This is a genomic window from Burkholderia sp. Ac-20353, assembly GCF_017104785.1.
Taxonomy (GTDB): domain Bacteria; phylum Pseudomonadota; class Gammaproteobacteria; order Burkholderiales; family Burkholderiaceae; genus Burkholderia.
Map to the genome: position 1 here is coordinate 1 of NZ_JAAGPL010000258.1, position 10615 is coordinate 10615.

Below are 10615 nucleotides of genomic sequence, written 5' to 3' on the forward strand. Positions count from 1 at the left end.
CGCGCGGGCCGCGTTCGCGGCCAGTCGGGCGACCGCGGGCGGGCATGTCTGCGTGTCGCTCGGTGCGCTCGCGCAGCGTTACGACGAGCCGCTCGTCGACGTGCGCGCGGCGCTCGCGGCGAGTGGCATCGTCGCATTCGGCACGCTCGAGCGCGGCGACGAGCGGCCGCTGATCGTCGACCGGCACGGCCACCTGTATCTCGCGCGTTATTTCGACTACGAGCGGCGGCTCGCCGAGGCACTGGTCGCCCAGGCCGACACGGCCGTGGCCGACGATGCGCTCGCGCCCGACGTATTGCGCGAACGCCTTGCCCGTTACTTCGGACCGGCGACGGGCGACGTGGACTGGCAGCGCGTCGCGGCGATCGTCGCGCTGACGGGCCGCGTGACGATCGTCAGCGGCGGCCCCGGCACCGGCAAGACGACCACGGTCGTCGGCGTGCTCGCATGCCTGCTGGACGCGCATCCGGGCCTGCGCATCGCACTCGCCGCGCCGACCGGCAAGGCCGCGCAGCGGATGCAGGAAGCGCTGCACGCGCGGGCGGGCGACCTGCCGCCCGAACTCGCCGCGCGCCTGCCGGACACGTCGTATACGCTGCATCGGCTGCTGGGCGGCGGTGGTGCGGCGGGGTTCCGCCATCATCGGGACAACCCGCTGCCATACGAGCTGATCGTCGTCGACGAGGCGTCGATGATCGACGTTGCGCTCGCCGCGCACCTGCTCGACGCGCTCGCGCCGGGCGCGCGGCTCGTGCTGCTCGGCGACAAGGACCAGCTTGCCGCGGTCGAGGCCGGCGCCGTGTTTGCCGAACTGAGCGCGCGGCCGTCATTCAGCGCGGCCGCGCGCGCGCGCATCGCGCAGGCACTCGGCATCGACGAAGCTGCGTTTGCCGCGGCGCTGCCGGTGCCCGAATCCGTCTCGACGCCAGCGACGCCAACGACGCCGGTTGCCGCGGCAGTCGTGCGGAGGCCGGCCGCTCGGGCGAGGGTGGACGACCGGCAGGCGTCGCTGTTCGACATGCTGCCTGACGACGAAAACGACAACGGCGACAATGCCAGCCACGCCAGCCACGCCAGCCACGCCAGCCACGCCAGCCACGCCAGCAACGACAACGCGGCTACGGACGCCGTGTCCGCGGCTGACATCGCGCGCTACGCGGCCAACGTGCCTGACACGCCCGACGCGCCCGCATGGATCGAGGCCGACGAACTCGCGTGGCTCGATGAAGCCGCGGTCCCGCCGCTCGACAGCGACGATGCACAGCGTGCGGCCGCGGCGATCATCCCGGCGGCCGACGTGGCCGTCGCCGCCGATGCGCGTGCGCCGCTCGCCGATTGCGTGGTGTGGCTCGAGCGCAATTACCGCTTCGGGCTCGATTCGCCGATCGGCCGCCTGTCGCTCGCGATTCGCCGCGGCGACGTGCAGCACGCGCTCGACGCATTGCCGGCGAGCGACGCGGCCGCTGCGTCGTTCCACGAAGATACCGGCGACATGCTCGCCGCGGCGACGGTCGAGCGCCTCGCGCAGCGTTTCTCGACCTATCTCGATGCGTTGCGCGACGCGCTCGCCGCGAGCGAGCCGGATCCGCTGCCGCTGTTCGACGCGCTCAACCGGTTCCGGATCCTGTGCGCGACGCGCAGCGGGTCGCGCGGCGCCGAGCACGTCAATGCGCTCGTCGCGTCGCACGTGCGCCGCGCCGCACGCGTGCCGCTCGCGGTCGGCGCGCACTGGTTCACCGGGCGGCCGATCATGGTGACGCGCAACGATTACGCGCTCGGGCTGTTCAACGGCGACATCGGCATCGCGCTGCCCGATGCGCATGGCGTGCTGCGCGTGTGGTTCAAGCGCGCGGACGGCACGTCGCGCGCGGTGTCGCCGGCCGCGTTGCCGCCACACGAAACCGCCTTCGCGCTGACCGTCCACAAATCGCAGGGCTCGGAGTTCGACGAGGCGGCGCTCGTGTTGCCGGCGACGTTCGGCCGCGTGCTGACGCGCGAGCTGGTGTACACGGCGGTGACGCGCGCACGCACGCGCGTGCAGGTGATCGGCACGCGACGCGTACTAGCGCAGGCCGTCGCGACGCGCACCCAGCGCGATTCGGGGCTGTCCGCGCGCATCGACGAGGCGCTCGCGCGGCGCCGTGCGGAGGAACTGCGATGATGGTCCGCTATACGCTCGACCCGGCCGAGATCGAATGGACCGCGGTGCGCGCGCAGGGCGCGGGCGGGCAGAACGTGAACAAGTGTCGAGCGCGATTCACCTGCGGTTCGACATCCGTGCGTCGTCGCTGCCCGATTTGCTCAAGGAGCGGCTGCTTGCGCTGTCGGACCAGCGCATCACGCGCGACGGCATCGTCGTGATCAAGTCGCAGGAACACCGCACGCAGGAGAAGAATCTCGACGCCGCGCTGGCGCGCCTCGACGCGTTGATCCGCAGCGTCGCCGTCACGCAGCGCGCGCGTGTCGCGACGCGGCCGACCCGCGCATCGAAGGAGCGGCGGCTGGAGCACAAGGCGCGTCGCGGCGCGGTGAAATCCGGGCGCGGGAAGGTCGTCGACTGACACCGGCGGGTGGCGCCTGACGACACCGTTGAGTCAGCGCATGTCGGCGCATGTCAGCGCATCACCGTTCCCGCACTGTCGAGCACGAAGTCGACGCAGAACACGACGAGCCGGTCGTGCGCATGGGTGGCGACGGCGGCCGTGTAGCAGTCGCGGCCCTCCGTCAGAGAGAAGTGCGGCCCCATCAGCGCGACGCGGCCGGGCGCGGCGATCGCGCGCTGGAAGTACGGGCGACGCGACCAGTTGCTGTGCGTTTCCGGAAACAGCGGGGCGAGGCGGGTAGCGGCCGCGCTCTGGCTGGCGGCCGGCGCGCTGATCGACGGCAGGAACTGTTCGCCGATCTCGTCCGTGACGAACACGCGGCGCGCGGACGGTACGACCAGCACGCGCTGCGCGGCGTCCTGCAGGTTGCCGGTCGCCGCGAACACGGCCGCGCCGGCGAGCACCAGCCGTTCGATCGCGTCGAAGCCCGGTTGCGCGGCCGACGCCGGCGTGTGATGGCGTGCGATGAAGCTCGCCCACGCGGCGTCGAGCATCGCGGGCACCGTCGCGCTCGCGCGCGCGATCGACGGATCGGGCTGACCGAACCGGAAACCCTGCACGAAATCGATGTCCGCTTCCATCAGCACCTGCAGTGCGTCGTCGCTTTCGACGCCTTCGGCGAGCACCATCGCGCCCGCCTGATGCAGCATCGACACGAGGTGATGGATGATGCGGCGATCTTCGCCCGCCCAGGTCGCGCGCCCGATCAGCGAACGATCGAGCTTGACGATGTCGGGCCTCGCGCGCCACACGCGGTCGAAGTTCGAGAACCCGGTGCCGAAATCGTCGATCGCGATCAGGAAGTCGCGATGCTGGATCATGTCGAGCGTGCGCGCGAGTTCGACTTCGTCGCGCGATGGCTGCTCGACCACTTCGAGCACGATGCGGTTCGGCGGCAGTGCGTAGTGATGGCACAGCGCCTCGACGAACTCGCGTTGCACGAGGCCCGAGTCGAGCACGCGCGGCGTCACGTTCAGGAACAGCCAGCCGTCGCCGATGCCTTGCGCGACGAAATTGGCCGTATGCAGGCACCGGGCGAGGCGGTCGAGCAACAGCGCTTCCGCCTCGCCGCGTGCGCGGTCGAACAGCGCACTGGGTGAAATGGCCCGGCCGTTCGCGTCGGTGACGCGCAGCAGCGCTTCATAGCCGACGACGCGCTTGTGCGTGATCGACAGCACGGGCTGGTACACGCTGCGCAACGTCACGCCGCGATAGTCGGCGAGCCAGCCGGCCGGCGTGGGCGTAAGGCGTTCGAGCAGGGATTCGAGTGAAAGGTCGCGAGTCTGCGGCATGTCAGCGGCGTCCGGAGGCGGACGGCCACGCGGCTTCACAGTGCGTCGCCGCAGCGATCGCACGCGCAGGCAGGCGCGGAAGTACGTGGCCCATCTTGACCGGCTCCTGCGGATAATTAATCCGAGTGTAGCGAGATCCGCGCGGATCGCGTATCAGGGTAACTCCACACTGACGAACCACGCACGGCAGCGCGAAAGCGCGAGAACGTGAAAACGCGCTCAGGCGGGCGCGTCCGGTACTCGGGCGAGCGGGGGGAGGGTTCCTGTAAGGCCGTCAGGCCGACGCCCGCCGTCTTCTTCGTCAGGCCGTCTCGCCGCCGCGCGGCCGCATGCCCGGAAGCCGCTTGATCACGCCGGTCGCGAGCGCGGTGCCGACGAGCACGATCGCGCAGCCTTCGAGCATCACGGCCGATACGCGCTCGCTGAGGAACAGCGCGCCCCACAACAGGCCGAACACCGGAATCACGAACGTGACGGTGATCGCGCGTGCCGGCCCGACGTGGGCGATCAGGTAGAAGAAGATGAAATACGCGATGCCCGTGCACGCGATGCCGAGCCCGAGCACGGCGCCCCATGCGTGCGCGCTGACCGCCGCCGCGGGCCACGTCGCGATCGCGAACGGCAGCAACAGCACGGTCGAGCCGATCATGCTGCCGGTCGCGTTGACGAGCGGGTCGACGCCGGTCAGCTTGCGCTTCGTGTAGTTGGCCGCGATGCCGTACAGCAGCGTCGCGCCGAGCGCCGCGGCGGCGGCGAGCGCGGTTGCACCGGCGCCGGTTTCGCCGTGCGCGTTCGCGATCTGGTCCCAGACGAGCGTCAGCACGCCCGCGAAGCCGATCACGAGGCCGAGCGCGCGCGGCAGCGACAACTTGTCCTTCAGCCACAGGTAGGCGACGAGCGCTCCCCAGAGCGGCGTCGTCGCGTTGATCACCGACGTTACGCCGGCCGACAGCGTCAGTTCGGCGAACGCGAACAGGCAGAACGGCGCGCCGGAATTGAGCGCGCCGACGACGAACAGCGGCCACGCATGACGGCGCAGCTGCGTGCCGAGATCGGCGGGCTTGATACGGGTGAGCGCGAGACCGGTCAGGAACAGCGCGCCGATGCCGACGCGCAGCGCCATCAGCGGCGCGACGCCGAACTCGGCCACGCCGATCCGGATGAACAGGAACGACGCGCCCCACAGGGCGGCAAGCACGGTCAGCAGGGAGGCGTTTTTCGGTGACATCGATCGGGGGCCGGAAGGCGGGGGGAGGGGATGCGTTGAATCTTACACCGCGCTACCCGGCCGACGTTTCACGATCGGATGAAACGACAAGAAGCGGAAGATCCGCGTGCCGCCGGCGACCGGCGGCACGCGCGGTCAGTGGTGACGCCAGCCGCCGCGACCGCCGAAGCCGAAATTGAGTGACAGCGACGGACCCCACCAGCCGCCCCAGGCCGGCGCGTAGTAGCCGGGCGCCGGATACGCCGGATAGTAATAGGCAGGCGCGGGCGCCACGTACACCGGCGCCGGCTGGACCGGCGCCGCCGCGTAATAGTCGGACGGATAGTAGCCGTATGGGTAATAGCAGCCGGCAAGCATCGCGCATGCAACGGCTGCCGCGACGAGCGTTCTGTTCATGATGTCTCCCCGGCAAGGCGGGCGGTGAGCCGATTCTTAAGCTTACGCCGCACGTCCGTGACACGACGTGTAAAACGGTAACGGATCATTTCGGGTACTGCTACAGGCACCGCTACGGGCACCGCTACGCGCACCCGCGCCGGTTCCGCATCCGCGTCGCAAGCCCCGGGCGGGCATGCAAAAACGGCGCTCCCGCATACGGAAAGCGCCGTTCGTCTGGGTCAGGCTGCGCCCCGCACGGAGGCGGCCGGCTTACTTGCCGACCTGGTTGCCGATGACGCCGCCGACGGCCGCGCCGCCGAGCGTCGACAGGGTGTTGCCGCCAATCGCCGCGCCCGCGACGCCGCCGATACCCGCGCCGATCGCCGTGTTGCGCTGGCGCGCGGTCATCGAGTCGCAGGCCGACAGGCTGGCCATCGTCGCGATGAGCAGCGCGCAGACCCCAATACGCCGGATCGAGTTCATGATCTTGTCCTTGATGTTGTGAACGGAGCACGCGACCGATCGGTGGCCGCGCATGATCCCAATCTACGCGCCACCCCGCACGCCTGCTGTAAGGACTTGTTAGAGCGCTCGCGCTTTCGTAATCATTTGTTTCCCCGGGTCCGGCACGCACGCGCCATGCGAAAAAAAGCCCGCTCGAAAGCGGGCTTCGTGCATCGCGGAGCGGTCAGGTGCCTGATCCGGCGCCGGATCCGACACCTGATCCGACGCTTGATCGGACGCTTATTGCCGGTGGTAGATCTCGGCGCCGGTCTTGACGAACTCGACCGCCTTCACTTCCATCCCTTTCTGCAGCGCTTCCGTTTCGGACACGCCTTGCTGCGCTGCAAACTCGCGCACGTCCTGCGTGATCTTCATCGAGCAGAAGTGCGGGCCGCACATCGAGCAGAAGTGCGCGACCTTCGCCGAATCCTTCGGCAGCGTTTCGTCGTGGAATTCGCGCGCCTTGTCCGGATCGAGACCGATGTTGAACTGGTCTTCCCAGCGGAATTCGAAGCGCGCCTTCGACAGCGCGTTGTCACGCACCTGCGCGCCGGGGTGACCCTTCGCGAGATCGGCGGCGTGCGCGGCGAGCTTGTACGTGATGATCCCTTCCTTCACGTCGTCCTTGTTCGGCAGGCCGAGGTGCTCCTTCGGCGTCACGTAGCACAGCATCGCGGTGCCGAACCAGCCGATCATCGCGGCACCGATGCCGGACGTGATGTGGTCGTAGCCCGGAGCGATGTCGGTGGTCAGCGGCCCGAGCGTGTAGAACGGCGCTTCCTTGCACCAGTCGAGCTGCAGATCCATGTTCTCCTTGATCAGCTGCATCGGCACGTGGCCGGGGCCTTCGATCATCACCTGCACGTCGTGCTTCCACGCGATCTGCGTGAGCTCGCCGAGCGTCTTCAGCTCGCCGAGCTGCGCTTCGTCGTTCGCGTCGTAGATCGAGCCGGGGCGCAGGCCGTCGCCGAGCGAGAAGCTCACGTCGTACGCCTTCATGATTTCGCAGATCTCTTCGAAGTGCTCGTACAGGAAGCTTTCCTTGTGATGCGCGAGGCACCACTTCGCCATGATCGAGCCGCCGCGCGACACGATGCCCGTCATCCGGTTCGCGGTGAGCGGCACGTACTGCAGGCGCACGCCCGCGTGGATCGTGAAGTAGTCGACGCCTTGCTCGGCCTGTTCGATCAGCGTGTCGCGGAAGATTTCCCAGGTCAGGTCCTCGGCCTTGCCGTTGACCTTTTCGAGCGCCTGGTAGATCGGCACCGTGCCGATCGGCACCGGGCTGTTGCGGATGATCCACTCGCGCGTTTCATGGATGTGCTTGCCGGTCGACAGATCCATCACCGTGTCGCCGCCCCAGCGGATCGCCCACGTCATCTTGTCGACTTCCTCGCCGATCGACGACGTGACGGCCGAGTTGCCGATGTTCGCGTTGATCTTCACGAGGAAGTTGCGGCCGATGATCATCGGCTCGGATTCCGGGTGGTTGATGTTCGCGGGGATGATCGCGCGGCCGCACGCCACTTCCGAGCGCACGAATTCCGGCGTGATCTCGGCGGGCGCGTTCGCGCCGAATGCTGCAGCGCCGAACGCCTGGCCCGGATGCTGGCGGCCCATCATCGCGGCGAGCTTCGCGCCATTCGGGCCGCTCGCCTTCAGGCTTTCCAGATACTCGGCGCGGCGCTGGTTCTCGCGGATCGCGATGTATTCCATTTCCGGCGTGATGATGCCCTGACGCGCGTAGTGCATCTGCGTGACGTTCTTGCCGGCCTGCGCACGGCGCGGATTGCGGTGCAGGCCCGGGAAACGCAGGTCGGCGGTGGCCGGATCGGCCGCACGTTCGAGGCCGTACTGGCTCGTGAGGCCCGCGAGCGTTTCGGTGTCGCCGCGTGCTTCGATCCAGCGCTGGCGCAGTGCCGGCAGGCCCGCGCGGATGTCGATCTTCGCGTCCGGGTCCGTGTACGGGCCCGACGTGTCGTACACATAGATCGGCGGATTCTTTTCGCCGCCGAAGCCGGTCGGCGTGTCGGCCTGCGTGATCTCGCGCATCGGCACGCGGATGTCGGGCTGCGAGCCCGTCACGTAGACCTTGCGTGAATTCGGCAGCGGTGCGACGGCAGCAGCGTCGACGTGGGCGTCGGCGGACAGAAACTTCGGATTGGCGCTCATGCGATCTCCTTCTCCTGATGTGGGGCGCTAGCTAAGCAGGAGACGAGATTCGTGAGGCGGCGGGTTTCGTCAGAGGGATGACGGCGAAGCCCGTACGCTTCCCTGCGCTGGCATTATCCAGATCAGGTTCAAAGGGTATTTCTCACCCGCAATTGCCGGTTTGTTGACCAGGCGCATTGCAGGACCCCCGCGTTAGCAAGCGCACACGATACACCGGGTTCGCGGCGGTTTCAACCGGGGACAGATGGGAGGCGCGGCGGCGCGCACCGAACGCGGCACGCGATCGTGCGCTGCGAAAACTAAAATGTTTTGTGAGGCGGCTGTCATGTCGCGTCGCCTCGCCCGACTATTCGACTCCTCAAACCCACCCATGAAGGAGTGATGTCATGAAAAAGAACCTGCTGATCGCTGCTTGCCTCGCCGGTTTCGCGTTTGCCGCCACGGGCGCATACGCGCAGAGCGACGCGATGTCGAAAGACCAGTCGTCGATGTCGAAAGACCAGGCGCCGATGTCGAAGGATGCAATGGGGCACGATGAGATGTCCAAGGACAACGGCATGAAGAAGGGCGCCATGGCCAAGCACGAGATGAAGAAGAAAGGCGCGATGTCGCACGACTCGATGGGCAAGCCGATGAACGACGACAAGTCGAACAACAAGATGTCGTACTGAACGTATTGTTCCTGCGCGCCGCGCGGACGGGCGCGGCCGCGTTCGTCGAGGACACGGTGACGGGCGACGTCGTGCAGGCGCTCGACCTGCCGTCGTGCGGTTTGCGCTTGCAGACACATTCGAGGAGGTGCGTGATGCCCGCCGTTCCCGTCTCCGAGCACGCGGCCGCGAGGCCGCCCGTGCGAACGATCCATCCGCTGTGGGTACGCGTGAGCCACTGGCTCAACGCACTCGCGGCGATCGTGATGGTGCTGTCCGGCTGGCGCATCTACGATGCGTCGCCGATCTATCCGCCGTTCATGTTTCCGCACGGCATCACGCTGGGCGGCTGGCTCGGCGGCGCGCTGCAATGGCATTTCGCGGCGATGTGGCTGCTGGCCGGCAACGGACTCTTTTATCTGACGATGGCGATCGCGACCGGCCGCATCGCGCACAAATTCTTCCCGGTCACGCCGGTGGCGGTGCTGCGCGATCTGTACGCGGCGCTGCGCGGCAAGCTCGCGCACGAAGACCTGAGCGTCTACAACGCGGTGCAGCGCATCGCCTACCTGACGGCGATCGTCGACCTGATCGTGCTGGTGCTGTCCGGCCTCGTGATCTGGAAATCGGTGCAGTTTCCGCTGTTGCGCATGCTGCTCGGCGGCTACGACAACGCACGCGTCGTGCATTTCTGGGCGATGTCGGTGCTCGTCGCGTTCTTCGTCGTGCACGTCGCGATGGCGCTGCTGGTGCCGCGCTCGCTGCTCGCGATGCTGCGCGGACGCTAGGCGCTTACCCCGGGGCGCGCACGCGCACAAGGAGATCAACATGTCCGAACCCGAAGACACGCGCGCGCGTCCGCGCTGGACGCTCGACCGGCAGTCGCTCGTGCTCGACGTGCGGCGCGAGCTCGCGATGCCGTCGCGGAGGCTGTTCAACCGGCGCATCGTGACGCTCGGCGGCCTCGCGATGCTGACAGGCTGCACGCTGCAGGACGACGCGTCGGTCAACGCGTTTCTCGAGAAGGTGTCGCGGATGAACGACCGCGTGCAGGCCTGGCTGTTCGGCCCGCAGCGGCTCGCGCCGACCTACACCGAGGCCGACCTGACGCGGCCGTTTCCGTTCAACGCGTTCTACGGGATCGACGAGGTGCCGCACGTCGACGCGTCGACTTACCGGCTTGCGCTGTCAGGCCTCGTGACCGGCAAGCGCGTATGGACGCTCGACGAGCTGTACGCGCTGCCGCATGCGGAGCAGATCACGCGGCACATCTGCGTCGAAGGATGGAGCGCGATCGGCCGCTGGGGCGGCACGCCGTTCGGCGCATTCCTGCAGCGCGTCGGCGCGGACACGAGTGCGAAATACGTCGGCTTCAAATGTGCGGACGACTACTACGAAAGCATCGACATGCCGACCGCGCTGCACCCGCAGACGCTCCTGACGTTCGAATACGACGGGCAACGGCTGCCGGCGGAATTCGGCTTCCCGATGAAACTGCGGATGCCGACCAAGCTCGGCTACAAGAACCCGAAGCACATCATGGAAATCTTCGTGACCAATACTTTTCCGGGCGGGTATTGGGTCGACCAGGGATACAACTGGTTCGGCGGGTCCTAGGCGGCGGCGCTGCCGGGCCGTCGTAGCGCGACGCAGCGCGCAGGGCGACGCCGTCCTGCCCGCTGCATATCGGAAATCAGAACGTCTCCCAGTCGTTCGAGCCGGAGGCGCCTGACGCCGCAAGCGCTGGCGCGGGCGCGGGCGAGGGGGCAAGCGCGGGCGCCGGCCGGG

At 68.0% G+C, this 10615-nt stretch carries 9 protein-coding genes, 1 pseudogene and 1 riboswitch; of the genes and pseudogenes, 5 read left to right on the top strand and 5 right to left on the bottom strand.

What is annotated here, in order from left to right; translation table 11 throughout:
• Together G3N94_RS36900 and arfB are read left to right on the top strand one after the other, a co-directional pair.
• The coding region (locus tag G3N94_RS36900) for an AAA family ATPase (protein ID WP_205799166.1) at nt 1-2161 on the top strand (2161 nt) is incomplete at its 5' end.
• Nucleotides 2158-2561, top strand: a pseudogene (gene arfB / locus G3N94_RS36905) (alternative ribosome rescue aminoacyl-tRNA hydrolase ArfB). The gene G3N94_RS36900 and the pseudogene arfB, both read left to right, overlap by 4 nt.
• Nucleotides 2562-2614: 53 nt before the next feature.
• On the opposite strand, the gene G3N94_RS36910 reads toward arfB, so the two are convergent.
• The 5 genes from G3N94_RS36910 to thiC all read right to left on the bottom strand — a co-directional run bounded on the left by G3N94_RS36910 (nt 2615) and on the right by thiC (nt 8177).
• On the bottom strand, nt 2615-3895 hold the full coding sequence (locus G3N94_RS36910) for an EAL domain-containing protein (RefSeq protein ID WP_205799167.1): 1281 nt from the start codon (nt 3893-3895) through the stop codon (nt 2615-2617).
• 301 nt (nt 3896-4196) lie between these two features.
• Nucleotides 4197-5123 (bottom strand): DMT family transporter, encoded by a 927-nt coding sequence (locus G3N94_RS36915; RefSeq protein WP_205799168.1) that lies wholly within the window; start codon nt 5121-5123, stop codon nt 4197-4199.
• 135 nt (nt 5124-5258) lie between these two features.
• Nucleotides 5259-5519 carry a hypothetical protein gene (locus G3N94_RS36920; protein WP_205799169.1) on the bottom strand — a complete coding sequence of 87 codons (261 nt, stop codon included), beginning with the start codon at nt 5517-5519 and terminating at the stop codon, nt 5259-5261.
• 252 nt (nt 5520-5771) lie between these two features.
• Complete coding sequence (locus tag G3N94_RS36925; RefSeq protein WP_205799170.1) at nt 5772-5984, bottom strand: glycine zipper 2TM domain-containing protein; 213 nt, start codon at nt 5982-5984, stop codon at nt 5772-5774.
• Nucleotides 5985-6245: 261 nt separating this feature from the next.
• Complete coding sequence (thiC, locus tag G3N94_RS36930) at nt 6246-8177, bottom strand: phosphomethylpyrimidine synthase ThiC (RefSeq protein ID WP_205799171.1); 1932 nt, start codon at nt 8175-8177, stop codon at nt 6246-6248.
• 81 nt (nt 8178-8258) lie between these two features.
• Nucleotides 8259-8376, bottom strand: a riboswitch (TPP riboswitch).
• A gap of 187 nt (nt 8377-8563) precedes the next feature.
• Between thiC and G3N94_RS36935 the strand changes: the two genes are divergently transcribed.
• From G3N94_RS36935 to G3N94_RS36945, 3 genes are all read left to right on the top strand, one after another.
• Complete coding sequence (locus G3N94_RS36935; RefSeq protein ID WP_205799172.1) at nt 8564-8848, top strand: pentapeptide MXKDX repeat protein; 285 nt, start codon at nt 8564-8566, stop codon at nt 8846-8848.
• Nucleotides 8849-8982: 134 nt separating this feature from the next.
• On the top strand, nt 8983-9615 hold the full coding sequence (locus G3N94_RS36940; protein ID WP_205799174.1) for a cytochrome b/b6 domain-containing protein: 633 nt from the start codon (nt 8983-8985) through the stop codon (nt 9613-9615).
• 40 nt (nt 9616-9655) lie between these two features.
• Nucleotides 9656-10444: a molybdopterin-dependent oxidoreductase gene (locus G3N94_RS36945; protein ID WP_205799173.1), complete on the top strand. Its 789-nt coding sequence runs from the start codon at nt 9656-9658 to the stop codon at nt 10442-10444.
• Nucleotides 10445-10615: the final 171 nt, after the last annotated feature.